We start from the raw sequence: 23,981 nt of genomic DNA on the forward strand, positions 1-23,981 counted from the left end.
GACGTCATGGATATCCGAAACCAGTTGTATATCGGCGGTGAGTGGCAGGACGGGCAGGGCGCGTCGTTCGCGTCGCGCAATCCTGCAAGCGATGAAACCGTGTGGCAAGGCGCGAGCGCATCCGCGGACGACGTGGACCGCGCGGTGTCGGCGGCGCGGCGCGCGTTCGCTTCCTGGTCCGCCTTGAGCTTCGACGAGCGCGTCGCGGTGGCGAAGCGTTTCGCGTCGCTGCTCAACGAAAACAAGGAATCGCTCGCGCACGCCATCGGCCGGGAAACCGGCAAGCCGCTGTGGGAAGCGCGCACCGAAGTGGCGTCGATGGCCGCGAAGGTCGACATCTCCGTGCAGGCGTATCACGAACGCACCGGCGAAAAGCGCGCGCCGATGGCCGATGGCGTCGCCGTGCTGCGCCACCGGCCGCATGGCGTGGTCGCCGTGTTCGGGCCGTACAACTTCCCGGGGCACTTGCCGAACGGCCACATCGTGCCGGCGCTGATCGCGGGCAACGCGGTCGTGTTCAAGCCTTCGGAACTCGCGCCGGGCGTCGCGGCGGCGACCGTCGCGCTGTGGATCGAAGCGGGGCTGCCGGCGGGCGTGCTCAACCTCGTGCAAGGCGAAAAGGACACGGGCGTCGCGCTCGCCAACCATCGGCAGATCGACGGGCTGTTCTTCACCGGCAGTTCGGATACGGGCACGCTGTTGCATCGCCAGTTCGGCGGGCGGCCGGAAATCGTGCTGGCGCTGGAAATGGGCGGCAACAATCCGCTCGTCGTCGCGCCGGTCGCGGACATCGACGCAGCCGTGCATCACACGATTCAATCCGCGTTTCTTTCGGCCGGTCAGCGTTGCACGTGCGCGCGCCGTCTTTTCGTTCCGGACGATGCGTTCGGCGAGCGCTTCCTGCAACGCTTCACGGAAGTGAGCTCGGGCATCCGCATCGGCGCCTACGACGACGAGCCGCAGCCGTTCATGGGCGCGGTCATCTCGGCGCGGGCGGCGGCGCGGCTCGTCGCGGCGCAAACGCAGCTGATCGAAGCCGGCGCACGGCCCTTGCTTGCGATGCAGCAGCGCGCGGCGAATCTCGGTTTCGTCACGCCCGCGATTCTGGATGTGACCGACGCCCGCGACGTTCCCGACGAAGAGCACTTCGGCCCGATGGTGCAACTCACGCGCTACAAGACTTTCGATGAAGCCATCGAGCGCGCGAACGACACGGCTTTCGGCCTTTCCGCCGGCCTGCTCGCCGATGACGAAACCGCCTGGAGGCACTTCCAGCGCACGATTCGCGCGGGCATCGTCAACTGGAACCGGCCGACCAACGGCGCGTCGTCGGCGGCGCCGTTCGGCGGCGTCGGGCGCTCGGGCAACCATCGGCCGAGCGCGTATTACGCGGCGGACTACTGCTCGTATCCGATGGCGTCCGTGGAAAGCGCGCAATTGCAGATGCCCGCGAGCGTATCGCCGGGTCTCACGTTCTAAGCACCGGAATCCGACATGCAGGCACAGCAAGCCAATCAGTCCCACGAAGCTCGCGCGGCGAGCGAAGCGAATTTCGACGGGCTCGTCGGGCCGACGCACAACTATGCGGGGCTGTCGTTCGGCAACGTGGCGTCGCGCAATAACGAGAAGTCCGTCGCGAATCCGAAGGCCGCGGCGAAGCAGGGCTTGCGCAAGATGAAGCGGCTCGCGGATCTGGGCTTTCATCAAGGCGTGCTGCCGCCGCTTGAACGTCCGTCGATCCGGCTCTTGAAGAGTCTCGGCTTCGCCGGAACGGACGCCGCCGTGATCGAGCGCGCCGCCCGCGAAGCGCCGGAACTGCTCGCGGCCGCGAGTTCGGCCTCCGCGATGTGGACCGCCAACGCCGCGACCGTGAGTCCTTCGGCCGATACCGCCGATGGCCGCGTCCACTTCACGCCCGCGAATCTGGCGGCGAAGCTGCATCGCGCGATCGAGCACGGCGAAACGCGCCGCTCGCTTGCCGCGATCTTCGCCGACGAAGCGCGCTTTCGCATTCATCATGCGCTGCCGGGCACGCCCGCGCTCGGCGACGAAGGCGCGGCCAATCACACGCGGTTCGCGCGGGAATACGGCGAGAAGGGCGTGGAATTCTTCGTGTATGGCCGCAGCGAATACGGCCAGGGGCCGCAGCCGCAGCGCTTTCCCGCGCGGCAGACGCTGGAGGCGAGCCGCGCCGTCGCGCGCCTGCACGGACTCTCGGATGCATCGACGGTGTTCGCGCAGCAATCCCCCGATGTGATCGACGCCGGCGTGTTCCACAACGACGTCATCGCGGTCGGCAATCGCACGACGCTCTTCTGCCACGAGCGGGCGTTCGTCGATCAGCAGAAGGTCTACGACGAGCTCGCCGCGAAGCTCGCGCAACACGGCGCGGCGTTCACGGCGCTCGAAGTGCCGCAGAGCGAAGTGAGCGTGGCGGATGCGGTGTCGTCGTATCTGTTCAATAGCCAGTTGCTGTCGCGGGCGGACGGCACGCAAGTGCTCGTCGTGCCGCAGGAATGCCGCGAGAACGAGCGCGTGGCGGCGTATCTCGATTCGCTCGCCACGCGCGCGACGCCTATCGACGAAGTGCTCGTCTTCGACTTACGCGAAAGCATGAAGAACGGCGGCGGCCCGGCGTGCCTGCGGCTGCGCGTCGTGCTCAACGTTGCCGAGCGCGCGGCGGTGAACCCCGGCGTGTGGATGAACGACGCGCTTTTCGCGCGCCTCGACGCGTGGATCGACACGCATTATCGCGATCGCCTCGCGCCCGCCGATCTCGCCGATCCGCAACTGCTGGATCAATCGCGCAGGGCGCTCGACGAACTGACGACGCTTCTCGGACTGGGCGCGATCTATGACTTCCAGCACTGAGTTTCTCGACGATTTTCTCGCGTTCTGTCTCGCGGGAAAGCAGCCGCCGGTTGCGTCCGGCACGGCGGCATCCGGCGCGCGCTGGACGTGGCAGGGCGAAGGCGTCTTGCTGCTGGAACCCGCCGCGCAAGCCGCGACGCATAGCGTGATTGCGTCGGCCGGCATTCACGGCGACGAAACCGCGCCGATCGAAATGCTGTCGCGCCTTGTCGCCGATATCGCGAGCGGAAAGGCCGCGCTCGCGGCCCGCGTGCTGGTGATTCTCGGCAACATCGGCGCGATGCGAGCGGGCGTGCGCTACGCCGACGACGACCTCAATCGCCTCTTCAGCGGCCGTCACGCGAACTTGCCTTCGAGCGCGGAAGCGCCGCGCGCAGCCGAGCTCGAACGCGCGGCGCGCGGCTTCTTCGAGGGCGTCGCGCATCCGAAGTGGCATATCGACATGCATACGGCCATTCGCGCGTCGGTCTTCGAGCAGTTCGCGCTGTTGCCGCACACCGGCGCGCCGCTTTCGCGTGCGATGTTCGACTGGCTGCGGGATGCGCGTCTGCAAGCGGTGCTGCTGCATCGGGAAAAGGGCAACACGTTCACGCATTTCACCGCCGAGCAGTGCGGCGCGCTCGCCTGCACCCTCGAACTGGGCAAGGTGCGGCCTTTCGGTCAGAACGATCTCGCGCGCTTCGCGGCATCGGATGCGGCTTTGCGGCGGCTCGTCGCGGGCAGCGCGCCGGTTGAAGACGCGCCGCTGCGCGTATTCACCGTCGTCGCGCAAATCGACAAGCAGAGCGAAGCATTCGTGCTGAATGTCGCGGCCGATGTGCCGAACTTCACGGCGTTTCCGGCAGGCGCGGAGCTCGCGCGCGACGGCGATTACACCTATCGCGTGAAGCATGCCGAAGAGCGCATCGTGTTTCCGAATCCCAAGGTGAAGCCGGGCCTGCGCGCGGGTCTGATGGTCGTCGATACTACCGACGCGACGCTCGCATCGCTCGAATAATCCCGCCTCGTCGCGCCCGGACTTGCATGGGCGCGACATCCGCTTGCCAGTTTTCGTTTCCTCTTTTGCCGCACACGCCGCCCGCCGCCGCGCGGGTGCGGCTTCGGGCGCGCGATACAATCGCGGCCCTGTCCATGATGCGGCGCATCAAAAGCGTGCGCCTCGTTTGAGCGTTTTTATTGACGCCGCGATTCTGCATTGGCCGGCGTTGTGCCGCATCGGACGACAGATCACGAAACACACTGGAAGGAGATCGCAGTAGATGAAATCGCAATGGATCAACCGCAAATTCGCCGCGCTCGCCGTGCTGGGCGCCATGACCGCCGCGGGCGCCGCGTCGCTGACCGCGCACGCCGCCGATAACATGAAGGAACTGCGCTTCGGCGTGGAGGCGTCGTACGCGCCGTTCGAATCGAAGACGCCGGCGGGCGAACTGACCGGCTTCGATATCGACATCGGCAACGCGGTCTGCGCGAAGCTCAAGATGAAGTGCGTGTGGGTCGAGAACTCGTTCGACGGGCTGATTCCGGCCCTGGAGGCGCGCAAGTTCGACGGCATCAATTCGGACATGACGATCACCGACAAGCGCAAGCTCGCGATCGACTTCACCGATCCCATCTATACGATTCCGAACCAGCTGATCGCGAAGAAGGGCAGCGCGATTCTTCCGACGGTCGACGGCCTGAAAGGCAAGCGCGTCGGCGTGCTGCAGGGCTCGATTCAGGAGACGTACGCGAAGGCGAAGTGGGCGCCCGCGGGCATCGATGTCGAGTCGTATCAGGCGCAGGACCAGATCTACGCGGATCTCGCGTCGGGGCGTCTGGATGCGGCGTTCCAGGATGCCGAAGCGGCGTCGAAAGGCTTTTTGAAGCAGCCGCAGGGCGCGGGCTTCGCGTTTGCGGGTCCGGCGGTGACGGACGACAAGCTGCTGGGCTCGGGCGTGGGCTTCGGCGTGCGCAAGAGCGACAAGGCGCTGAAGGACGCGCTCAACCGCGCGCTGAAGGAGCTGAAGGACGACGGCTCCATCGACCGGCTTGCCGCGAAGTACTTCGATGTGAAGGTGGTGTTGAAGTAATGGCGTGAGGGTCGTGGGAAGCCCGCTTCCGGTGGTGGCCGGGGCGGGCTTTTTTGCGTCGATCTCACGAACACATGCAGACGACAGCCAGATAGTCCGCCAGTTCTTCGCGGTCGATCTTTCCTTCGGCGACTTCGACCATCACTTCGACGAGATCGTCTTCGATATCCACGGTCGAAGCGAGGTCAGTACGTTTGTTTCCATCGTTGAAGACGTGGCCTCTTGCGATGGCCACCGCATACATCGTCCAGTCCGGCGCAGTTCGCGTGGTTTTCAACGCGAGCGAGAACCGCTTCCACGCCGCCGGGGCCTGCCTGAGCGAAGCCGGGAAGGCCGCCTTCGTGCTCCAGAATGTCATCGTGCACCGCGATGACGTACTGCGCATCGAGCAGCATCAGCGTTTGGCGAGGGCCTTGATCGCGACGTTGTGCGTTCGAATCACCTTCCGCACGGCTTGCATGACACGTTCGCGCGCTTCAGGCGTGGACATGTCGATATTTCTGTCCGCGCGTGGTGCAATCTTGGCGCGGGGCGGGATCTCGTCGGCCAGCAATCGACCTATTCTTTTGGGTGCCATTTCGATGGGACTCGCGTTCATCCGGATACGCCGAAGCTATCACATCGACGGCGCGATCACCACCGTGCACGTCGTCCCTGCCGCGAGCATGACGCCTTGCGGCACCTCGTCGATTCTCACGCGCACCGGCACGCGTTGCGCGAGCCGCACCCAGTTGAACGTCGGGTTCACGTCGGCGAGCAGTTCGCGGCTTTGCGGATTGTCGCGATCATAGATCCCGCGCGAAATGCTCTCCACATGTCCGGTCAGTTCGCCGCCGCTCATCAGGCGAATCTGCGCGCGGTCGCCCACGCGCACGTGCGGCAGCTTTGTTTCCTCGAAGTAGCCATAGACCCAGAACGAATGACTATCGACGATGGCGAGCTTTGCCGCGCCCGCCGTCGCGTAGTCGCCGCGATACACGTTCAGGTTCGTCACATAGCCGTCCACCGGCGAATAGACCTTGGTGCGCTCGAGATTGAGCTTGGCCGCATCGAGCGCCGCCTGCGCCTGCTGAAGCTGCGCCGCCGCCGTCGATGCAGTCTGCATCGCGTTCTCCTGCGCTTCCTTCGAGACGACGAGGCTGTCCATGTCCGCGCGCCGCGCCGCGTCCGAGCGCCGCATGCGCAGTTCGGCCGCGCGCGCCGAGACGTTCGCCTCGGCCTGCTCGACCGCGATGCGGTAATGCGACGGATCGATCTCCATCAGCAGATCGCCTTTCTTCACGAACTGGTTGTCGCGCACGGGCATCTGCACGACCGCGCCCGACACGTCCGGCGCGACGTTGACGACATCGGCGCGCACCCGGCCATCGCGCGTCCACGGCTCATCCATGTAATGCACCCACAGCATGCGGCCGATGACGAGCGCGGCCGCGAAAATGACGATCGTCATGACGAAGCCGATGATTTTCCTGAGAACCATGATGCAACTCTTGTGAACGTGTGTGAACGTGTATGAGTGAACGAATGCTTCTAGCGATACACCGCGAGCCCGAGCGCGCCGCAGATGCAGACGAGCAGGCTCGCTCGGAACAGCGCCGGATGCCAGACCACGCGATAAATGCCGGTCAGCGCGAGCGCGCGGTCGATCACCCATGTGATGACCGCGCCCGCGACGAACAGCAGCAGGAGCGTCGGCACATAGGCTTCGAGAATCGCGGTGTCACGCGGCATGGGGCACTCCTTCGGGCGAATCGGTTCCGGGCGCGGCGAACGGCGACTCGGGATCGAGCAGCGCGGTGCGAATGAAATGCAGATGACTCGCGATGCGTTGCAACCGATGCCGCTCCTCGCGCGAACGCTCCGACGCGGCGATGAGACGCTGCACTTCGGCGATGGCGGTTTCCGCGCAGCGCAGCGCGGCATCGAAGCGCGCCGTGTTCGGGCGATCGAAGAGACGCGCGACGGCATCGAGCGTGGCGTCGATCGCGCGCCGCCACGGTTGAGCGGCCGCATGGTCCGGCGCGTCGGACAGCGAGGCGATCTCGCGCCGCAAGTCGATGACCGCGCGGCCGACCTCCAGCACCGCGAAGAGCCATTGCAGCGCCTCGCGTTGCAGCGCGGGCTGGCCGGCGGCGAGCGCGTCGATCTGCGAGAGCACGTCGCGGGTGCGGCTTTCGAAGCGCGTCGCCACGTTCGTCAGGCGGCCGCGTCGCGCGAGCACGACTTCGCGGCGCAGGTCGGCAAGCAACAGTCGCCGCAGCCACGGCGCATCGGTGGGCAGGATGATCGCGAACGCGACGGCCGAGACGATCATCGACAGCACGAGCGCGATGCCGTCGTTCATGAAGCCGGTCGGATCGTAGTGAACGAGGTTGTCCGGCCCCGCGAGAAAGCAGAAGAAGATGCAATAGCCGATGCCCACGCCCGCCACCGCGCGCCGCGTGCTCAGGAACGTGCCGAGCAGGAGCGCCGGCACGAGCGCGACGCACATCAGCACGAAGCCGTCCATGTGCGGGAAGACGCCGAACACGACGATCATGCCGACGACCGCGGCGAGCGCCGTGCCGATGGCCATTTGCGCCGACATGAGCGTCGGGCGCGGCGAGGACGACGCGAGCGCGCAAACGGCCGCCGCGTTCAGCACCATCGTGCCGCCGCTCGGCCATGCGGTCGCGATCCAGAACGCGCTGAGCACGAACATCACGATCGCGCCGCGCACGCCGGAGATCGCGGCGGCAAGGAGGTTGGTCTTCGGCACGTAGCGCGCGGCCCAGCGTTCCCGTTCATGCGACGGCGCAGCCAGCGACGCGTACGTTTCCGCGTACGCGAGCATGTCGTCGACGAAGCGGCAGAGTAGTTCGGTCGCGGTGTCGAATTCGAGCGGCGCGAACGTCGCGTCGCTCGCGATCGTCTCGCGCGCCAAACGCACGCGCTTCGGCAGCGCGGCCTTGAACTCGCGCAATCGCGCGGCGGCGTGCGCGGCTTCGGCCGCATTGCGCACGGGCTGGCCGGCGTCGAGCAAGAGCGGCGGCACTTCGTGGATGAACGGCGTCAGCGCCACGATGGTCGTTGCGGACGCGCTGTCGCGCAGACGGTTCATCAACTGATGCAGCGCATGAAAGCGCGTCGAGGCGGTCATGAATTCGCTGTTCAGACGCGCGAGCCGCCCGCCGCGCCGCCGCGATTCCGGGTGTTCGAACACGGCGACACTGCGCGCCGCCTCGAAGCCGACGACATCGGCGACGAAGCCCAGATTCGCCCGCTCGATCTGCGCGCGCTCCATGTCGCCCGACATCGCGCGGCATACGTAATCGACGAACTGCGCGAACCGGCGGCGCACCGTCGCACGAATTTGCTCGCCCGCGTGCTGCGGAAAAACGAGCGCGCTGACCGTGCCCGCGCAGACGATGCCGAGCGTCACTTCCCCCACGCGCGTGAGCGCCGAGAGGTAAGCGCCGTCCGGGTGCTGCGCGGCCGGAATGCCGATCAGCGCGGCCGTGTAGCCGGCGAGCACGAAGCCGTACGAGCGGAAATTGCGGTTGCGCGCCGCGCCCGCCGTGCAGATGCCGACCCACAGCGCCGTCGCCGAGAGGAAAAGCACCGGCTGCTGCGCGAAGACGGCGATCAGCGCGAGCATCACGACGAGACCGACCATCGTGCCGCAGAAACGATAGAAGCTCTTCGCGAGCACCATGCCGCTTTGCGGCTGCATCACGACGAAGACCGTGGTCATTGCGGTGCGCGGCTGCTGCATGTCGAGGCGCATCGCGATCCAGAGCGCGAGCAGGGCCGCGAGCACGGCCTTAAAGATATAGACCCACGCGAGGCCGTCGGTGCGCGCCCAGTCGGCGAACGCGTCCATCGCGGATGGACGCGCGGGTTTGGCAGTTAAGGGCGACATGGGCGTTCCCTCTACTTCTCGCCGGCAATGCGAGCGAACGGCCCGATATGCTTCGACGGCGCGAGCTTCGCCGCGTCCGGTCCGTTCGCGGGATCGTCGATGCCGCCGCCGAGCGCGGCCGTGAGCGTCGCGTACGCGCCGAGCCGTTGCGCCCGCACGCGCGCTTCGCCGTCCTCTGCGCGCAGCAGTTGCGACTGCGCGATCAGCACGTTGACGTAGTCGGTGAGGCCGCGCCTGTAGCCTTCGTTGGCGAGGTCGTAGTTCTTGCGCGCGGCGGCGACCGAGCGGCCCGACGTTTCGAGCTGCGTGTCGAGCGACTGCACGCGCACGACCTGATCGGCGATGTCCTTGAGCGCCGCGACGAGCGTCGCGTTGTAGTGATCGACCGCCTGATCGTATTGCGCCGACGCCGCGCCGAGTTGCGCGCGCAGCCGTCCGCCTTCGAAGATCGGCAGCGAGAGCGCCGGGCCGAATGCGTAGCCGGTGGCCTGGCTCGTCAGAAAGCTCAATAGCGCGCCGCCCGCGAACATCTGCGTGAGCGACGCCGCCAGATTGATGTTCGGGTAGAACTGCGCTTTCGCGACGTCGATGCCGCGCGCCTGTGCCGCGACCATCCAGCGTGCCGCGACGATATCCGGCCGATGCCCGACGAGTTCCGCGGGCAACGAGGAGGGCAGCGGCAGCGGCGTCGCGAGCGACAGCGCCGGGCGCGTGAGCGCTTCGCCCGCGCCGGGACCTTCGCCCGCCAGCGCGGCCAGTTGATGACGGGCGAGCTGGATCGCTTCCTTGTACAGATCGATCTGCCGTTCGTACTCGGGCAGCGGCGCTTCGGCCTGACTCACTTCGAGTTGCGTGCCGATCCCGCCTTTCAGCCGCCGCCGCGCCAGTTCGGCAATGCGCGCCTGCTGGTCGTACGTTTGCTGCGCGATGTCGAGCAGTGCGAAAGACTGCGAGAAGCCGACGTAGGCGCGCACGACGTTCGTTTCGAGTTCGAGTTGCGCGGCCCGCGCATCGGCAGCCCGCACGTGCGCGACATCGAGCGCGCGCTCGGCGGCGTGCTCGTCGCGGCCCCACAGGTCGAGATCGTAGGAAAGCGTGAGGCCGGCCGTGTTGTCCCAAGTCGTGGCGTCCGCGTAAGGCCCGGGCCCGTAGAACGCGTTGTCCGGCCATTTCTTGCGCATGACGCTCATGTTGCCGTCCACATGCGGATACAACGCCGAGCGCGCGACGCCCGCTTGCTCACGCGCCTCGCGCACGCGCGCGGCGGCCATCGCCAGTGTCGGATTGCCGGTCGTCGCGCGGGCGATCCATGCGTCGAGTTGCGGGTCGCGGTAGGCGCGCCACCATTGCGCATCGGGCCAGGCGGCGTCGGCATCGGCGGCGCGCGTGGCCGCTTCGATTGCGTGGCCGGCATCGAGCGTCGAAGCGTCTTTCAGCGAGTCCTGCGGCGCGATGTGGCCCGTGCTTGCGCAGCCGGCCATCGTGAGTATTGTTGTAAGCAGCGCCGCGCAGCTTGCGCGTCTGAACCCCCGGCCTTGCACGTTCCGCTCCTCAATCGTAAAGAATCGACCAAGCGGTGATTATATTTTTGCAACGATCCGCGAATAACCGGCGCTCACGCAAAGAATTCTTGCAGATCGTGAGAGAATGCGGACTTCTAGCCCATGCAACAATGCGAGGGCAGTCGCTCGAGTCTGACGAGACGACAGGACAGTTCAGGGTCGAAGAACGATATGGACACGCTCCAAAACATGCGCGTATTCGTGCGCGTGGTCGAGGCGGGCAGCTTCACCGCCGCCGCGCAACATCTGAATACGACGACCGCGTACGCGTCGCGGGCGGTGTCGGATCTGGAGGCGCATCTGCGCACGCGCCTTCTGAATCGCACGACGCGCCGCATCGCGTTGACCGAAGCGGGCGAGCGTTACCTGCAACGCTGCGAGCAGATTCTGGCGTATGTCGATCAGGCCGAAGCCGAGGCGAGCGACGCCCACGCGCGTCCGGCCGGCCGTCTGAAAGTGCATTCGATGACGAGCTTCGGCCAGCATTACGTCGTGCCGATGATCTCGCGCTATCAGGAGCGGCATCCGTCAGTGCAGGTCGATCTGACGCTCGCGCAGCGCATGCCGGACTTGCTCGACGAAGGCTACGACGTCTCGCTCGTGCTCGCCTCCGAGCTGCCGGACTCGGGCCTTGTTTCGGCGCGGCTCGGCACGGTGTTCAGCATCGCGTGCGCGTCGCCGGCGTATATCGAAAAGCACGGCGCGCCGCACACTCTGGCCGATCTGGCGCACCACACCTGTCTGCATCTGATCACGCCGGTGTTTCCGCCCGGCCGATGGGTCTTCGACGGACCGAACGGGCAGGAGACCGTGACGCTCGGGCCGTCCACGTTCACGGTGAACGTCGCCGAAGCGATGGTCGTCGCGATTCGCGAGAACATGGGAATCGGCGTGCTGCCGACGTCCTCCGCGCTGCCCGCGCTGCGCGCAGGGACGCTCGTGCGGGTGCTGCCGCAATACACGATGCAGGAGTTGCGGGTCTACGCGCTGTATCCATCGCGCCAGTATCTGGACGCGAAGATCCGCACATGGGTCGAGTTCTTGCGCGAGGCGCTGCCCGCGACGCTGGCGGCCGACGAAGAGTCGCTCAAAGAGTTCGTCGCGACCTGATGCGCGCGTCCGAGCCTTTGGTTACCGAATAAAGCGCGGTGCAACACTTGCTTACTCCCGGTTCGTCCGCAGCTTGGTAACGTCTGGACTCGTCTGGACTCGTCTGGACTCCCTTCAACGCAACTTCTCCGGGAAAACGTCGAATGAGTACGCCTTTGTTGTTCGCCCTTGCCGCGCTGCTGGTGTTGGTCGCCGTGCCTGCCTCGCGTGATCTCTTTCAGGCAATGCGCGCCCAGTCCGAGCGCGAGGCCAAGCGGCGCCTCGTGCCGGTGCGGATCGACGACGAGCGTGACCGCTATCGTCGCTAAGCGGCTTCTAAGGGCTCGATGAGACGGGGTTCGTCGTTGACCGTGCGATTGACGTCGCTCGTCACGCGATGCCAGACGAAGTGCGCCGCCGGCACGCCATCGCTTTTCACGAGCGCGTGAAGATCGGCGGGCGTGGCCGTCGCGTCCAGCCAGCGCCGGGCCGCGGAGGGCGAGAAGACGAGCGGACGGCGGTCGTGCACATCGACTAGACCTTCGTCTGCCTTCGACGTCACGATCACGAAGCCCGCGCCCGGCGTCGCGGCGTCCTCATCGCGCACGATGCTCGTGAGCGCCGCGAGAAACATCGGCTCGCCGTCCGCGCGGCGAATGTAATACGGCTGCTTGAACGGCTTGCCCGCGCGATCGCCCGGGCGCGGTTCCACGCGCCATTCGAACCAGCCGTCCGCCGGCACGAGAATGCGCGCGTTGCGCCACAAGTCGCGGAAATACGCGCTCGTCGATGCCGTCTCGACGCGCGCGTTGATCGTCTGCGGCAGCTTCTTTTCTCGGGCCCACGGCGGGCAGTAACCCCAATGCACCGCGCGGATGGTCTCGTCGGGATAGACCGCGAGCGGATGCGTGCCGGGCGACAGGTTATAGCCGGGGCGGCGGTCGGCGGCGTCCACGAGTACGAACGGGTTCTTCAGATGCAGGCGCTCGGCATAATGCATCGGCAGTCGGTACTGGCTGATTCGGCCGCACATGGCGTTCCTCCACTTCGGCGTCAGATTTCGACGACCTTGTCCCAGGCGAATTCCGGGTTCTCCCAGCGCTGCGTGCGCTTGTCGAAGTAGCCGCGCGGATTGCACACGACGCGCGTGCCGTTCACGGTGTAGTCGAACGCCGTATGCGTGTGGCCGTGAATCCAGAGCGCGACCGGCTCTCGGGCGAGCGCCGGCAAGTGATTGATGAAGCCGGCCGACACGATGTCCTCTGCATAACGCGGCGCGAGGCTTTCGCGCAGCGGCGCGTGATGCGTGACCACGATGGTCTGCCCCGCGAACGGCTTCGCCAGCTCGCTTTCGAGCCACGCGCGCGCCTGCACGTGCAGCGCGAGCGAATCGTCCGGCGCGAAGGCGCGCGGTTCGCCGTCCGGTTCGGGCCAGGCGAGCTGAATCAATCCGCGATAGTCCAGCATCACCTTCGCGCACGCTTCCTTTGCTTTCTCGATTTCGTTCTGGCCCGACCCGAACAAGGCGAAGTCGGTCCAGAGCGTCGTGCCGAGCACGCGCCACGCGCCTTTGCGGTCGGTAAGCGCGGCGTTGTTCAGATAGTGCACGTTGTCGACACTGCGCGCGGCGTCGTGCATCGCGGCTTCCATCGCGCCGAATTCGCCGTCGTAATACTCGTGATTGCCGGGCACATAGACGATGGGCACGCCGCTGTCGAAGTTCTCCGCTGCCCAGCGCAAGCCTTCCGCGTGGTTGTGAATGTCGCCCGCGAGCACGACGAGATCGGCGTCAGCATAGGGAATCGCGAGCGGCTCGTCGCATTCCAGATGCAGGTCCGACAGCACACGAATCTTCATGCGGTCTTCTCCTTGCCGGCTTCGGCATTCCAGCGCACGACCTTGCCGGGGTTCATCAGATTCTCGGGGTCGAGCGCGGCCTTGATGGTTTGCATCAGCCGCACTTCGACCGGCGATTTCAGGCGCATGGCTTCGTCCACCTTCAGCTGTCCGAGCCCGTGCTCCGCGCTGACGCTCCCGCGATGCTTGTGCACTTGCTCGTACACGAGCGCGTTGATCGGCGTCTGATACTCGACGAGAAACGCCTTCTGATCGACGCCTTCCGGTGCCTGAACGTTGTAGTGCAGGTTGCCGTCGCCGAGATGCCCGAACGTGACCATGCGCGCGCCCGGCACGGCTTTCGCGATGATCGCATCCGTTTCGTCGATAAATCGGCCGATGCTCGAAATGGGCACGGCGATGTCGTGCTTGATGTTGAGCCCTTCCTGCGCCTGCGCGAGCGGAATGTGCTCGCGCAAGTCCCAGAACGCCTGCGACTGCGCGAGGTTCTCGGCCACCACCGCGTCTTCGACGATGCCTTCTTCGATGGCTTGCTCCATCAGGCGTTCGAAGAGCGCGCGGGCGTGTGCGTCGCTTTCGCTATCGGACAACTCCAGTAGCACGGTCTGCCCGTGCGGCTCGCCGAACGGGTAGCGCAGTTGCGGGAAGTGGCGTCCGACGAGGCGCATCGAGAAGTCGGACATCAGTTCGAAGCCGGTCAAAAGCGGGCCGGCGTGCTGCTGCGCCATGGCGAGAAAGTCGAGCGCGGCATGCGGCGACGCGAGCCCGGCCAGCGCCGTGACCTTGGCGACCGGCGCGGGATGCAGCTTCATCACGGCCGCCGTGATGATGCCGAGCGTGCCTTCCGCGCCGATGAAGAGGTCGCGCAGGTCGTATCCGGTGTTGTCCTTGCGCAGTCCGCGCAGGCCGTCCCAGATTTCGCCTTGCGGCGTGACGACTTCCAGACCGAGGCACAACTCGCGCGTGTTGCCGTAGCGCAGCACGCCGGTGCCGCCCGCGTTCGTCGACAGATTGCCGCCGATCGTGCAACTGCCTTCCGCCGCGAGGCTCAATGGGAAGAGACGCTGCGCGCTTTCGGCGCGCGCCTGAATCTCGGCGAGCACGACGCCCGCTTCGACGGTGATCGTATTGTTATGCGGGTCCACTCCGCGAATGCGGTTCAGCCGCTTCAGGCTGACGATGGCTTGCGCGCCGCTTGCATCCGGCGTCGCGCCGCCCGCGAGTCCGGTGTTGCCGCCTTGCGGCACGATCGCCACGCGATGCTCACGCGCGAGCCGCACGATGCCGGCGACCTGTTCGGTGTCGGCGGGCAGCAGCACGGCGCAGGCGTTGCCGCGATAGCGCTTGCGCCAGTCCACGCGATACGGCTCGGTGTCGTAGTCATCGGTGAGGACGTGCGACGCGCCGAGCAGTTGAACGCAGGCGTCGATGAAAGTTGCGGCAGAAGCGGTCATGGGCGAAGGGAAGTGCTGAGATTAAGCGACAGTATCGCGCAGGCGGGCAATCCGCGAAGCATCCGCCGAATGGCATAGGCACGCGCGCCGGATGCGCTTTCGGCCGTATTTCGTGCTACAAAGCTTCTCAGCGCAAGCACGAAGCGGCACGACAGCGGTCATCCCTGGCGCTTCCTCGCACGCGCGGCGCGCTTGAAGGGCGCGACATAGGCGATCGCGCAGACGAAAAACGCGAGCGCAAGCAGCGCTTCGAGCCACGCGAGCCGCGCCGACAAGCCTGCTTCGCTCATGCCGCGCACGATGCCTTCGGCGAGATACAGCAGCACGAGCATGCATGACCATTGCAGCGTGTAGACGTTGCGTTTCGCGACGCCCGGCAGCGCGCACGCGAGCGGCAGCGCCTTCAACGCGAGCACCCACGCGCCGGGGCGCAGCGGGGCGAGCCACAGCTCCCAGAGCAGCGTGAGCGCGATAAGCGCGGCGAGGCTCGCGGTGGCGCCGAGCGCGAACGCGCCGTGGTTTCGGGTTTCGTCGACGGAAGGCGCGCGCATGGCCGGCTCAGTTCGCCTGCGCGCCGCGCACGAGGTCGCGCGCCGTGCGGGCAAGACGCGCGCCGAGCGCCACGGCGAGCGCCTTTTCGTCGGCGGAGATGCCTTGCCGGCCGGCCTCGTCGCCGGTGCGTGCGTGATGCGATGCGCCGTACGGCGTGCCGCCGGTTTGCGTCGTCGTCAGCCGGGACTCGGTGTACGGAATGCCGACGATCATCATGCCGTGGTGCAAGAGCGGCAGCATCATCGAAAGCAGCGTGGTTTCCTGGCCGCCGTGGAGACTGCCAGTCGATGTGAAGACGCTCGCGGGCTTGCCGGCGAGCGCGCCAGAAAGCCATTGCGGCGTGGTGCCGTCGAGGAAGTATTTGAGCGGCGCGGCCATGTTGCCGAAGCGCGTCGGCGAACCGAGCGCGAGGCCCGCGCATTCTTCGAGGTCGCGCAACTCCGCGTACGGCGGGCCGTCTGCCGGAATATCGGGTTGCGTCGCTTCGCAGACGGTGGAAACCGGCGGCACCGTACGCACGCGGGCTTGCATGCCGGGAACGCTGTCGACGCCCTGCGCGATCGCGAGCGCAAGCTCGCGCGTCGCGCCGTGGCGGCTGTAGTAAAGCACGAGGATGTCGTTCATATGAGCTTTTTGGTGAACGGCTATTATAGGGATTGGGTCGGCGCGCGTGGGCGAGGCGGTCAGCGGTCTGGCTGTTCGTGAACCGAGGCGACCCGATGCAATGCACAGGAGAAAACGTTTGCAGCGTCCTTCAATCGATCTCGCAGCAGTGAAGCGCCTCGCCGGTTTCGTCGCGCGGCGCATCGGCGAGGATCGCGTCGCGCAAGTGGCGGGCAGTCTTACGTTTACCAGCGTGCTGTCGCTCGTGCCGCTCGCCACTGTCGCTTTCGCTTTGTTTACGGCGTTCCCGATCTTCGGGTCGTTCCAGGCTTCGTTGCAGGATTTCCTCGCCGATCACCTGATGCCCGCGCAGATCAACAGCCAGATTCTCGGATACCTGAACGAATTCGCGTCGAAGGCCAAAGGGCTCACGACGGTCGGGATGATCATCCTTCTGGTCACGTCCGTGATGACCATGATGACCGTCGAATCGGCATTCAACGTCATCTGGCGCGTGAAGAAGGCGCGCCCGCTCGCGCAGCGCGTGCTGGTCTACTGGTCGATCATCACGCTCGGCCCGATTCTCTTCGGCTGCAGTCTGTCGATTTCGTCCTACGTCTTCGCGCATTCGGTCGCGTACGCGGGCTCGCACAACCTGATGCCGCCCGTCGTCGAATGGCTGCTCACCGGCGTCTCATTGCCGCTCACCGTGTTCGGCTTCACGATTACCTACGTCTACATGCCGAACTGCAAGGTCGAGTGGCGCGATGCGGTCGTGGGCGGGCTGATCGCCGCGGTCGCGTTCGAAATCGGCAAGCGCGGCTTCGGGCTCTACGTGCGCAGCATCCCGACTTATACCGCCGTGTATGGCGCGTTCGCGTCGCTGCCCGTGTTTCTGCTGTGGGTGTATCTCTGCTGGATGATCGCGCTCGTCGGCGCGATGCTGACTTCGGCACTGCCCGCTATCCGCATCGGGCAGTATCACCGGCGCGCGTTTCCGGGCAGCGATCTCCTGGACGCGCTCGAAATTCTCGCCCGGCTCGTCGAGGCCCGCGAGGAAGGCAAGCCCGGCTATACCGCGCTCGAATTGTCGAAGATGGTGCGCAGCGATCTCGATACGTCCACGCGCATCATCGCGCGGCTCGACACGCTCGGCTGGATCGGCAGGCTGGAGGACGCGCGCATGCCGCGCTACGTGATGATCGCGAATCCGAACCAGATCACGCTGACCATGCTGTTCCAGGAATTCGTCGTCGACCGCGAAGAACTGGACTATCAGCTGCGTCTGGATGCCACGCAGATCGAGCGCGATGCGCTCATCAACGCGCTGGAGAACGAGAAACTCGAAGCGACGCTCGGCTCGCTGATCGCGGCGCGCGCGAAGGAACTGCCGAATGCGCCGGTGCGCGAGACGCCGCGTTCGCCGATGCCGCAACAAACGGCATAATGGGGCTCAAAGCGAAATGCGGCCGATGCAGATGTCCTTGAACATCACCCAGTCGCCCATCAGGCTGTAGAGCGGATGGCGAAAGGTGGCCGGACGGTTCTTTTCGAAGAAGAAGTGTCCGATCCACGCGAAGCCGTAGCCGCAGACGACGGCGGCCGGAAGCCAGAGCCAGTCGCCGGTGGCGAGCGCCATCGCCAGGCACCCGATCACGCCCAGCGAGCCGATGAAATGCAGCCTGCGCGAGATCAGGTTGCGGTGCTCTTCGAGGTAATACGGATAGAACTGGGCGAAGCTCGCGAAGTGCTCCCCGTGTGCCGTGTGCGCCATGATGGCCTCCGTGTCGACGAGCCGCTACCGGGCGGGTATCCGATTCATCAGCAAGATTCATTCTGCGACCGGCGGCCCAGGCGCGCAAGCCGCGCTTCACTGTCCTTCGGCACACTCCAGCGCGAACGCGAATAGCGCATCCAAAACGGCGTCCGGCTGTTCCGACATCAGCGCATGCCCGCCGTCCAGTTCGACCGTGCGCACGCGCGCGCCCGTTTTGCGGAAGGCATCGACGAGCGCGCGGGCGGCGCGCGGCGGTGTCATCACGTCGCGCTTGCCGTAGAGCACCGTGACGGGACAGCGCACGGACGCGGCGCGGTCGAGCGCCTCCGTATAACCGTTGCAGGCGCTGAAGTCAGTGTGGAAAAGCTGCGCCTCGCCCAATGCGCTCACGCGCTCCATCAACCGCTGATTCATGCCTTGCAGCCAGAAGCCGGGCGCGGGACTGGAAGGCTTCGCTGCAATCGTCGAATGCGACCACTGATTCACCATGCCGATGGCCTGCGGCTCGCGCTCGCGGGCGGCGTCGAGCAAGGCGTCGGAGACGGTCATCGGGGCGGCGGTTGCGATCAGCGCGAGGCCGGCGGCGCGGTCGGGATAGCGCGCGGCGGCGTCGAGCGCGATCAGCGAGCCCATGCTGTGGCCGACGAGGATCGCTCGGCCCACGCCGGCGGCGTCGAGTACGCCGATGACCCAGTCCGCGAGCCCGCCGATGTCGTGCCGCGCGGGACCGTCGCTGCGGCCGTGGCCGGGCAGATCGAGCGCCATCACACCGAAGCCGTGATGCGCGAAGTAGCGCGTCTGCAGCGCCCACACGCTATGGTCGTGCTGCGCGCCGTGAATGAAGACGACGGCGGGGCGCGCCGCGTCGAAAGGCTTGCCGCCGGTGTAGGCGTAGGCGCGGCGGCCGTCGAGATCGAGCATCATGCGCGGCTCCCGAGCGGCGTCGCGTTCGCGCCGTCGCCGCTCTCGGCGGCCTTTTGCGCAGCCTTCAGCCCGCGCTTCAGATCGTCGATCAGATCGTCCGGATCTTCCAGCCCGATCGAAAGGCGAATCCGCCCCGGCCCGATGCCCGCGGCGGCGAGCGCGGCGGCGTCCATGCGGAAATGCGTCGTGGAGGCGGGATGAATGACGAGCGAGCGCGCGTCGCCGACGTTCGCCAGATGCGAGAAGAGCGACAGCGATTCGATGAACGCGCGCGCTGCCGGCACGCCGCCGCGCACATCGAAGCTGAAGACGGCGCCGGCGCCGCGCGGCAGCAGACGCCTGGCAAGGGCATGATCGCGGTGCGTCGGCAGTTCGGGATGGGCCACGCCTTCGACCGCGGGCGAACTCAGCAGGAATTCGATCACCTTGCGCGTATTCGCGACATGCCGGTCCATGCGCAACGGCAAGGTTTCGATGCCTTGAAGCAGCTGCCACGCGGCCTGCGGATGCAGACACGCGCCGAAGTCGCGCAGGCCCTCGCGCCGGGCGCGCAGCAGGAACGGCGCGACCGTGCTTTCCTCGGCGAAGACCATGCCGTGAAAGCCTTCGTAAGGCTCGGTGAATTCGGGGAAACGGTCGCTGGCGGTGAAGTCGAACGTGCCGCCATCCACCAGCACGCCGCCGATCGTGGTGCCGTGGCCGCCGAGAAACTTCGTCGCGGAGTGATAGACGAGATCCGCCCCGTGCTCGAACGGGCGCAGGAGGTAGGGCGTCGTGAAGGTTGAATCGACGAGCAGCGGCGCGCCGTGCGCGTGCGCGATCTCCGCGACGCCGGCGATATCGAGCACGTCCAGCCCCGGATTGCCGAGCGTCTCGCCGAAGAACAGGCGCGTGTTCGGCCGGGCGGCGGCGCGCCACGCGTCGAGATCGTGCGGCGGCACGAACGTGGTTTCGATGCCGAAGCGCCGCAGCGTGTAGTGCAGCAGATTGTGCGAGCCGCCGTACAGCGCGGCGGACGCCACGATATGCGAGCCCGCGCCCATCAGCGTGGCGATCGCCAGATGCAACGCCGCCTGACCGCTCGCGGTGCCGATCGCGCCGACGCCGTTCTCCAGCGCCGCGACGCGCTCCTCGAAAACCGCGACCGTCGGATTCGAGATGCGCGAATAGACGTGCCCCGAGCGTTCCATGTTGAACAGCGCGGCGGCGTGGTCGGTGTCGCGAAACGAGAACGACGTGGTCTGATAGATGGGCGTCGCGCGTGCGCCGGTGGCGGGATCGGGCGCGGCGCCCGCGTGCAGCGCGAGCGTATCGAAGCGGTTGGCGGGCATCGTCGGCGGCCGGCGCGGCGTGCGTCCGGCGAAAATGTCGGTCGGCCATCCTATCATCGCGGCGGCGCGCGCAAACCTAGGGCGAACGCCTGCCGCCGGGCCGCGAAGCCTTATCCGAAAGGCTAACGCGGGCGCCGTTCGCTTTCCTTTTGCGGGCCTTTCCGATAGCATCGACCCATGGTTTCACAAACGCTTAGGCATCTGAACAGGCATTTCGCAAGGAGAAAGTCATGCGAGTCAGCGACATTCTGAAGGTGAAGGGCAACGCGCTATTCACCGTTACGCCCGATACGCCGCTCTCCGACGCGATCAACGTCATGGCGGCGCACGACATCGGCTCGCTGGTCGTCATGGAATACGGCGATCTGGTCGGCATGCTGACTTTCCGCGAAATCATCCTGACGCTGCGCGAGAACGGCGGCGGCGTCGGCACCACGACCATCCGCAAGGTCATGGACGATCACCCGCTCACCTGCACGCCGGAAACCGACGTGAACGAAATCCGCCGCATGATGCTGGAGCATCACGTGCGCTATCTGCCGGTCATGGAGAATCGCGCGCTGATGGGCGTGATCTCGTTCTACGACGTGGCGAAGGCCGTGGTCGAGGAGCAGGGTTTCGAGAATCGCATGTTGAAGGCGTATATCCGCGACTGGCCGGAAGAGCAGGGGCAGCAGGAGCAGCAGAACGTTCGCTGAAGTCCGGGCTACATGCCGCGCGCGTCGTCGTCGCGCGGCAGCCTGAAGTGACCGAAATCGCCATACAGAAGTCGAGCCGGAACATCGCAGCGCGCCGAAGGGCGCGTTTTTTTTCGCCCGGCGTTTGAGCACACAAAGACACAATCTGACCGACAACCTATGAGTGACAACCCGTTGGGCGCAGAAAACGACGCAGGCCCGCGTGCTTCCCGCAAGTCGCCCGCCGCAGGCGAGAGCCAGTTTCGTCTGCTGCGCGAGCGCCGCTTCGCCCCGTTCTTCTGGACGCAGTTCCTCGGCGCGATGAACGACAACGTCTTCAAGGTCGGCTTCACGTCGCTGGTGACGTTTCAGGCGGCACGCTTCTCCGGCGTGGATCCGAAGACCGCGGCGTTTCTGATTTCCGCCATCTTCATCGTGCCGTTCGTGCTGTTCTCGGCGACTTCCGGACAGATTGCCGACAAGTACGACAAGGCTGTCCTCGCGCGCCTGGTGAAGAGCTTCGAGATCGTCGTGATGCTGATCGGCGGCGTGGGATTCGTGCTGCACAGCGCGCCGCTGCTGTACGTCTGCACCTTCCTGATGGGCGTGCATTCAACCGTCTTCGGTCCCGTGAAGTACGCTTATCTGCCGCAGCATCTGAAAGGCACGGAACTCGTCGGCGGCAACGGCCTCGTCGAAATGGGCACGTTCGTCGCCATTCTCATCGGCACGATCATCGGCGGGGCGGCGGCGGGCGCGGCCGAGCACGGCGCGCTGTTGCTCGCGGCGGCGTGCCTCGCGTTGGCGATCGTCGGGCGCGTCGTGTCGGCCTTCGTGCCGAAGTCGGACCCGTCTCAGCGCGACTTGCGCATCAACTGGAATCCGGTGTCCGAGACGTGGCGCAATCTGAAGCTCGCGCGGTCGGACCGAACTGTGTTTCTGAGTCTGCTCGGCATTTCGTGGCTGTGGTTCGTCGGCGCGACGTTTCTCACGTCCTTCTTCAATTTCGCGAAAGACGTGCTGTCCGCGAACCCCGATGTCGTGACCATCCTGCTCGCGACGTTCTCGCTCGGCATCGGCACCGGGTCGCTGCTGTGCGAGCGGCTCTCGAAACACCGCGTCGAAATCGGGCTGGTGCCGCTCGGGTCCATCGGCATCAGCGTGTTTGCGATCGACCTGTTCTTCGCGAGTCACCGCATCGCGCCTGCCTCGCATCTGCTCAACGTCAGCGAATTTTTGCTCGCGTCGCGGCACTGGCGCATTCTCGCGGACTTGTTTCTCCTCGCGATGTTCGGCGGCTTCTACAGCGTGCCGCTCTACGCGCTCATTCAGGCGCGCAGCCAGCCGACGCACCGCGCGCGCATCATCGCCGCGAACAACATTCTCAATTCGTTCTTCATGATCGTCTCGGCGCTCATGGCGCTCGCGCTCACCTCGATGGGCGTGGGCATTCCCGGTCTCTTTCTCGTGACGGCGCTGCTGAACGTGCTCGTCGCCGTCTATATCTACTCGCTCGTGCCCGAGTTCCTGCTGCGATTCATCGCGTGGATGCTCGTGCACACGTTCTATCGCATTCGCCTGGTCGATGCCGCGCGCATTCCGTCCCACGGCGCGGCGGTGCTCGTGTGCAATCACGTGAGTTACGTGGATGCGGTCGTCATCATGGCCGAGAGTCCGCGCCCGATCCGCTTCGTGATGGATCACCGCATCTTTCGCACGCCGTTCGTCGGCTGGCTGTTCCGTCATGTGAAGGCGATCCCGATTGCGCCCGCGCACGAAAACGCGGAACTGCTAGAACGCGCGTATCAGACATGTCAGCGCGCGCTCGAAGACGGCGATCTGATTTGCATCTTCCCCGAGGGGAAACTCACGCGAACCGGGGAAATGAACCCGTTCAGGCACGGCATCTCGGAGATTCTGCGGCGGCATCCGGCACCCGTCGTGCCGATGGCGCTGCGCGGACTGTGGGGCAGCGTCTTCTCGCGCGACCAGAACGCGCAGTGGCCGCGTCCCATTCGGCGGGGCGTGATGACGCGTCTGACATTGGCGGTGGGCGAGCCCATCGCGCCGGAAGACGCGACGCCGCAGCACTTGCAGGATCGCGTGACGGCGCTGCGCGGCGCGCGGCGATAGCGGTAGACGCCAGACGGCGCTGGCATAATAGCGGTCTCCCCCGACACTTCTCTCAGGTCGACGCTCATGTCCGGCAACACCCTTGGCACGCTCTTCACCGTCACGAATTTTGGCGAATCGCATGGACCGGCGATCGGCTGCGTGATCGACGGCTGCCCGCCGGGCATGGCGCTCACCGAAGCCGACATTCAGGTGGAACTGGACCGGCGCCGTCCGGGCACGTCGCGTCACGTGACGCAGCGGCAGGAAGCCGATCAGGTCGAGATTCTGTCGGGCGTCTTCGAAGGCGTCACCACCGGCACGCCCATCGCGCTCCTGATCCGCAACACGGATCAGCGCAGCAAGGACTACGGCAACATCGCGGAGACGTTTCGTCCGGGTCATGCCGACTACACCTACTGGCAAAAGTACGGCGTGCGCGACTATCGCGGCGGCGGGCGCTCGTCCGCGCGCCTGACTGCGCCTACAGTCGCGGCGGGTGCGGTCGCGAAGAAGTGGCTGCGCGAGAAGTTCGGCATCGAGACGCGCGGTTACATGAGCGCGCTCGGCGAGATTCCGGTTCCGTTCGTCGACTGGAAGCACGTGCGCGAGAATCCGTTCTTCGCGCCGAACGCGGATGTCGTGCCGCAGCTCGAAGCGTACATGGACGCATTGCGCCGCGATGGCGATTCGGTCGGTGCGCGCATCGAAGTGGTGGCGAGCGGCGTGCCGGTCGGACTCGGTGAACCGCTGTACGACCGGCTGGATGCCGACATCGCCCACGCGATGATGGGCATCAACGCAGTGAAGGGCGTGGAGATCGGCGCGGGATTCGCGAGCGTCGCGCAACGCGGCTCGCAGCACGGCGACGAGATGACGCCCGAAGGCTTCGCTACCAATCACGCGGGCGGCATTCTCGGCGGCATTTCGAGCGGGCAGGACATTACCGTGTCCATCGCGATCAAGCCGACGTCGAGCATTCGCACGCCGCGTCAGTCCGTCGATAAGACGGGCGCGCCCGCTACCGTCGAGACGTTCGGGCGCCACGATCCGTGCGTCGGCATCCGTGCGACGCCCATCGCGGAGGCGCTGCTCGCTTTGGTGCTGATGGACCACGCGCTGCGGCACCGCGCGCAATGCGGCGATGTGACCGTCGCGACCCCGAAGATTCCCGCGCACGTTCCGGGCAAGTAACGCCG

At 66.1% G+C, this 23,981-nt stretch carries 24 protein-coding genes; 10 read left to right on the forward strand and 14 right to left on the reverse strand.

What is annotated here, in order from left to right; all coding sequences use genetic code 11:
* Window positions 1–6: 6 nt before the first annotated feature.
* The 4 genes from astD to NCR34_RS05910 all read left to right on the forward strand — a co-directional run bounded on the left by astD (window position 7) and on the right by NCR34_RS05910 (window position 4,943).
* Window positions 7–1,479, forward strand: coding sequence for a succinylglutamate-semialdehyde dehydrogenase (astD, locus tag NCR34_RS05895; RefSeq protein ID WP_250499276.1), 1,473 nt, complete (start codon window positions 7–9; stop codon window positions 1,477–1,479).
* A gap of 15 nt (window positions 1,480–1,494) precedes the next feature.
* A complete protein-coding gene (gene astB, locus NCR34_RS05900) occupies window positions 1,495–2,871 on the forward strand; it encodes an N-succinylarginine dihydrolase (RefSeq protein WP_250499277.1) in 1,377 nt (458 codons plus the stop codon).
* Window positions 2,855–3,868, forward strand: coding sequence for a succinylglutamate desuccinylase (gene astE, locus NCR34_RS05905; protein WP_250499278.1), 1,014 nt, complete (start codon window positions 2,855–2,857; stop codon window positions 3,866–3,868). Before astB ends, astE begins: the two co-directional genes overlap by 17 nt.
* Window positions 3,869–4,130: 262 nt before the next feature.
* Window positions 4,131–4,943, forward strand: a complete 813-nt coding sequence (locus NCR34_RS05910; RefSeq protein ID WP_175940047.1) for an ABC transporter substrate-binding protein — start codon at window positions 4,131–4,133, stop codon at window positions 4,941–4,943.
* A gap of 64 nt (window positions 4,944–5,007) precedes the next feature.
* On the opposite strand, the gene NCR34_RS05915 is transcribed toward NCR34_RS05910, so the two are convergent.
* Genes NCR34_RS05915 through NCR34_RS05940 form a run of 6 tightly spaced genes read right to left on the reverse strand, consistent with a single transcriptional unit; the run spans window position 5,008 to window position 10,325 of the window.
* Window positions 5,008–5,301 carry a hypothetical protein gene (locus NCR34_RS05915; RefSeq protein WP_250499279.1) on the reverse strand — a complete coding sequence of 98 codons (294 nt, stop codon included), beginning with the start codon at window positions 5,299–5,301 and terminating at the stop codon, window positions 5,008–5,010.
* Between the two features lie 36 nt (window positions 5,302–5,337).
* On the reverse strand, window positions 5,338–5,541 hold the full coding sequence (locus tag NCR34_RS05920; protein ID WP_250499280.1) for a hypothetical protein: 204 nt from the start codon (window positions 5,539–5,541) through the stop codon (window positions 5,338–5,340).
* A gap of 18 nt (window positions 5,542–5,559) precedes the next feature.
* Window positions 5,560–6,423, reverse strand: a complete 864-nt coding sequence (locus NCR34_RS05925; RefSeq protein ID WP_250499281.1) for an efflux RND transporter periplasmic adaptor subunit — start codon at window positions 6,421–6,423, stop codon at window positions 5,560–5,562.
* Window positions 6,424–6,473: 50 nt separating this feature from the next.
* Window positions 6,474–6,674 carry a DUF1656 domain-containing protein gene (locus tag NCR34_RS05930; RefSeq protein WP_250499282.1) on the reverse strand — a complete coding sequence of 67 codons (201 nt, stop codon included), beginning with the start codon at window positions 6,672–6,674 and terminating at the stop codon, window positions 6,474–6,476.
* Window positions 6,664–8,844 carry an FUSC family protein gene (locus NCR34_RS05935; RefSeq protein WP_250499283.1) on the reverse strand — a complete coding sequence of 727 codons (2,181 nt, stop codon included), beginning with the start codon at window positions 8,842–8,844 and terminating at the stop codon, window positions 6,664–6,666. The genes NCR34_RS05930 and NCR34_RS05935 overlap by 11 nt, the downstream gene beginning before the upstream one ends.
* A gap of 11 nt (window positions 8,845–8,855) precedes the next feature.
* Entirely contained in the window at window positions 8,856–10,325 is a 1,470-nt protein-coding gene (locus NCR34_RS05940; protein WP_250499284.1) for an efflux transporter outer membrane subunit, read from the reverse strand.
* A 252-nt stretch (window positions 10,326–10,577) separates the two neighbouring features.
* On the opposite strand from NCR34_RS05940, the gene NCR34_RS05945 reads away from it, so the two are divergent.
* Together NCR34_RS05945 and NCR34_RS05950 are read left to right on the forward strand one after the other, a co-directional pair.
* Window positions 10,578–11,516 carry a LysR family transcriptional regulator gene (locus NCR34_RS05945; protein ID WP_175940054.1) on the forward strand — a complete coding sequence of 313 codons (939 nt, stop codon included), beginning with the start codon at window positions 10,578–10,580 and terminating at the stop codon, window positions 11,514–11,516.
* A 155-nt stretch (window positions 11,517–11,671) separates the two neighbouring features.
* Window positions 11,672–11,824, forward strand: a complete 153-nt coding sequence (locus NCR34_RS05950; RefSeq protein WP_206467974.1) for a hypothetical protein — start codon at window positions 11,672–11,674, stop codon at window positions 11,822–11,824.
* Here the strand turns inward: NCR34_RS05950 and NCR34_RS05955 are convergent.
* From NCR34_RS05955 to wrbA, 5 genes are all read right to left on the reverse strand, one after another.
* Window positions 11,821–12,528, reverse strand: a complete 708-nt coding sequence (locus NCR34_RS05955) for an SOS response-associated peptidase (RefSeq protein ID WP_250499285.1) — start codon at window positions 12,526–12,528, stop codon at window positions 11,821–11,823. The genes NCR34_RS05950 and NCR34_RS05955 overlap by 4 nt on opposite strands.
* 20 nt (window positions 12,529–12,548) lie before the next feature.
* Window positions 12,549–13,352, reverse strand: a complete 804-nt coding sequence (locus tag NCR34_RS05960; protein WP_250499286.1) for a metallophosphoesterase — start codon at window positions 13,350–13,352, stop codon at window positions 12,549–12,551.
* Window positions 13,349–14,806 (reverse strand): FAD-binding oxidoreductase, encoded by a 1,458-nt coding sequence (locus NCR34_RS05965; protein WP_250499287.1) that lies wholly within the window; start codon window positions 14,804–14,806, stop codon window positions 13,349–13,351. Before NCR34_RS05965 ends, NCR34_RS05960 begins: the two co-directional genes overlap by 4 nt.
* Window positions 14,807–14,964: 158 nt before the next feature.
* Complete coding sequence (locus NCR34_RS05970; protein WP_250499288.1) at window positions 14,965–15,357, reverse strand: DUF2069 domain-containing protein; 393 nt, start codon at window positions 15,355–15,357, stop codon at window positions 14,965–14,967.
* Window positions 15,358–15,364: 7 nt separating this feature from the next.
* Window positions 15,365–15,982 (reverse strand): NAD(P)H:quinone oxidoreductase, encoded by a 618-nt coding sequence (wrbA, locus tag NCR34_RS05975; protein WP_175940060.1) that lies wholly within the window; start codon window positions 15,980–15,982, stop codon window positions 15,365–15,367.
* 118 nt (window positions 15,983–16,100) lie between these two features.
* Between wrbA and NCR34_RS05980 the strand changes: the two genes are divergently transcribed.
* On the forward strand, window positions 16,101–17,408 hold the full coding sequence (locus NCR34_RS05980; RefSeq protein WP_371747394.1) for a YihY family inner membrane protein: 1,308 nt from the start codon (window positions 16,101–16,103) through the stop codon (window positions 17,406–17,408).
* Between the two features lie 6 nt (window positions 17,409–17,414).
* On the opposite strand, the gene NCR34_RS05985 is transcribed toward NCR34_RS05980, so the two are convergent.
* From NCR34_RS05985 to NCR34_RS05995, 3 genes are all read right to left on the reverse strand, one after another.
* Complete coding sequence (locus NCR34_RS05985; protein WP_250499289.1) at window positions 17,415–17,735, reverse strand: Mpo1-like protein; 321 nt, start codon at window positions 17,733–17,735, stop codon at window positions 17,415–17,417.
* Window positions 17,736–17,831: 96 nt separating this feature from the next.
* On the reverse strand, window positions 17,832–18,662 hold the full coding sequence (locus tag NCR34_RS05990) for an alpha/beta fold hydrolase (RefSeq protein WP_250499290.1): 831 nt from the start codon (window positions 18,660–18,662) through the stop codon (window positions 17,832–17,834).
* A complete protein-coding gene (locus NCR34_RS05995; RefSeq protein WP_250499291.1) occupies window positions 18,659–19,993 on the reverse strand; it encodes an O-acetylhomoserine aminocarboxypropyltransferase in 1,335 nt (444 codons plus the stop codon). The genes NCR34_RS05990 and NCR34_RS05995 overlap by 4 nt, the downstream gene beginning before the upstream one ends.
* 230 nt (window positions 19,994–20,223) lie before the next feature.
* Between NCR34_RS05995 and NCR34_RS06000 the strand changes: the two genes are divergently transcribed.
* The 3 genes from NCR34_RS06000 to aroC all read left to right on the forward strand — a co-directional run bounded on the left by NCR34_RS06000 (window position 20,224) and on the right by aroC (window position 23,976).
* The gene (locus NCR34_RS06000) at window positions 20,224–20,691 is read left to right on the forward strand and encodes a CBS domain-containing protein (protein WP_175940065.1); all 468 of its coding nucleotides are present in this window, start codon (window positions 20,224–20,226) and stop codon (window positions 20,689–20,691) included.
* 159 nt (window positions 20,692–20,850) lie between these two features.
* Window positions 20,851–22,803 (forward strand): MFS transporter, encoded by a 1,953-nt coding sequence (locus NCR34_RS06005; RefSeq protein WP_250499292.1) that lies wholly within the window; start codon window positions 20,851–20,853, stop codon window positions 22,801–22,803.
* 66 nt (window positions 22,804–22,869) lie between these two features.
* Window positions 22,870–23,976, forward strand: a complete 1,107-nt coding sequence (gene aroC, locus NCR34_RS06010) for a chorismate synthase (protein ID WP_250499293.1) — start codon at window positions 22,870–22,872, stop codon at window positions 23,974–23,976.
* Window positions 23,977–23,981: the final 5 nt, after the last annotated feature.

It is taken from the genome of Caballeronia sp. GAWG1-5s-s (assembly GCF_023631445.1).
Classification (GTDB): Bacteria; Pseudomonadota; Gammaproteobacteria; order Burkholderiales; family Burkholderiaceae; genus Caballeronia.

What these genes read in the sequence shown, in the direction of transcription:
- astD (WP_250499276.1), top strand. Translation starts at nt 7, where the DNA reads ATGGATATCCGAAACCAGTTGTATATCGGCGGTGAGTGGCAGGACGGG.
- astB (WP_250499277.1), top strand. Translation starts at nt 1,495, where the DNA reads ATGCAGGCACAGCAAGCCAATCAGTCCCACGAAGCTCGCGCGGCGAGC.
- astE (WP_250499278.1), top strand. Translation starts at nt 2,855, where the DNA reads ATGACTTCCAGCACTGAGTTTCTCGACGATTTTCTCGCGTTCTGTCTC.
- NCR34_RS05910 (WP_175940047.1), top strand. Translation starts at nt 4,131, where the DNA reads ATGAAATCGCAATGGATCAACCGCAAATTCGCCGCGCTCGCCGTGCTG.
- NCR34_RS05915 (WP_250499279.1), bottom strand. Translation starts at nt 5,301, where the DNA reads ATGACATTCTGGAGCACGAAGGCGGCCTTCCCGGCTTCGCTCAGGCAG.
- NCR34_RS05920 (WP_250499280.1), bottom strand. Translation starts at nt 5,541, where the DNA reads ATGAACGCGAGTCCCATCGAAATGGCACCCAAAAGAATAGGTCGATTG.
- NCR34_RS05925 (WP_250499281.1), bottom strand. Translation starts at nt 6,423, where the DNA reads ATGGTTCTCAGGAAAATCATCGGCTTCGTCATGACGATCGTCATTTTC.
- NCR34_RS05930 (WP_250499282.1), bottom strand. Translation starts at nt 6,674, where the DNA reads ATGCCGCGTGACACCGCGATTCTCGAAGCCTATGTGCCGACGCTCCTG.
- NCR34_RS05935 (WP_250499283.1), bottom strand. Translation starts at nt 8,844, where the DNA reads ATGTCGCCCTTAACTGCCAAACCCGCGCGTCCATCCGCGATGGACGCG.
- NCR34_RS05940 (WP_250499284.1), bottom strand. Translation starts at nt 10,325, where the DNA reads ATGGCCGGCTGCGCAAGCACGGGCCACATCGCGCCGCAGGACTCGCTG.
- NCR34_RS05945 (WP_175940054.1), top strand. Translation starts at nt 10,578, where the DNA reads ATGGACACGCTCCAAAACATGCGCGTATTCGTGCGCGTGGTCGAGGCG.
- NCR34_RS05955 (WP_250499285.1), bottom strand. Translation starts at nt 12,528, where the DNA reads ATGTGCGGCCGAATCAGCCAGTACCGACTGCCGATGCATTATGCCGAG.
- NCR34_RS05960 (WP_250499286.1), bottom strand. Translation starts at nt 13,352, where the DNA reads ATGAAGATTCGTGTGCTGTCGGACCTGCATCTGGAATGCGACGAGCCG.
- NCR34_RS05965 (WP_250499287.1), bottom strand. Translation starts at nt 14,806, where the DNA reads ATGACCGCTTCTGCCGCAACTTTCATCGACGCCTGCGTTCAACTGCTC.
- NCR34_RS05970 (WP_250499288.1), bottom strand. Translation starts at nt 15,357, where the DNA reads ATGCGCGCGCCTTCCGTCGACGAAACCCGAAACCACGGCGCGTTCGCG.
- wrbA (WP_175940060.1), bottom strand. Translation starts at nt 15,982, where the DNA reads ATGAACGACATCCTCGTGCTTTACTACAGCCGCCACGGCGCGACGCGC.
- NCR34_RS05985 (WP_250499289.1), bottom strand. Translation starts at nt 17,735, where the DNA reads ATGGCGCACACGGCACACGGGGAGCACTTCGCGAGCTTCGCCCAGTTC.
- NCR34_RS05990 (WP_250499290.1), bottom strand. Translation starts at nt 18,662, where the DNA reads ATGATGCTCGATCTCGACGGCCGCCGCGCCTACGCCTACACCGGCGGC.
- NCR34_RS05995 (WP_250499291.1), bottom strand. Translation starts at nt 19,993, where the DNA reads ATGCCCGCCAACCGCTTCGATACGCTCGCGCTGCACGCGGGCGCCGCG.
- NCR34_RS06000 (WP_175940065.1), top strand. Translation starts at nt 20,224, where the DNA reads ATGCGAGTCAGCGACATTCTGAAGGTGAAGGGCAACGCGCTATTCACC.
- NCR34_RS06005 (WP_250499292.1), top strand. Translation starts at nt 20,851, where the DNA reads ATGAGTGACAACCCGTTGGGCGCAGAAAACGACGCAGGCCCGCGTGCT.
- aroC (WP_250499293.1), top strand. Translation starts at nt 22,870, where the DNA reads ATGTCCGGCAACACCCTTGGCACGCTCTTCACCGTCACGAATTTTGGC.